Consider the following 422-nt stretch of genomic DNA (forward strand, 5'->3'; position numbering starts at 1 on the left):
GCGGCCGCGAGCAGCCAGGCGGCCGAGATCTCCTCGCCCCGCGAAAGGGCCAGCACGCCCCAGCCGATGGCTCCGATCAGGGCCACGAGCGCCCACACGGCTATCTGCTGAGGGGAGAGGCGGCCCGACGGAGAGGGCGAGTCGGGCCTGCCGCCCGGGCTCGCCGCACCCCCCGGTGGTGGAGTCCGGTCTGTCCCTGTTGCGTCCGGTTCCGGCATGATCCTCGTCCCCTCGTCGATCATCTGCTGAAGCGCAGGGAATCTACGGGGGCTTGACCGCTGGACGTAAGCCCCCGTCCGCATAGCGGTACGAGCGTCCACCGAGGATCGAACGGGAGTCAACCGGTGATCACGAAGCGGGCCTCTGAAGACGGGCAACGAACTTGTAACGGTCGCCGCGATATACCGAACGTACCCATTCGA

Annotated in this window: 1 protein-coding gene; it reads right to left on the bottom strand. The window is 68.0% G+C overall.

Annotated elements, in window-relative coordinates; all coding sequences use genetic code 11:
* Positions 1-218: hypothetical protein (locus G3I71_RS48440; protein WP_164325356.1), on the bottom strand; the 218-nt coding region annotated here is incomplete at its 3' end.
* Positions 219-422: the final 204 nt, after the last annotated feature.

It is taken from the genome of Streptomyces sp. SID12501, assembly GCF_010550245.1.
In the GTDB taxonomy this organism is placed as follows: domain Bacteria; phylum Actinomycetota; class Actinomycetes; order Streptomycetales; family Streptomycetaceae; genus Streptomyces.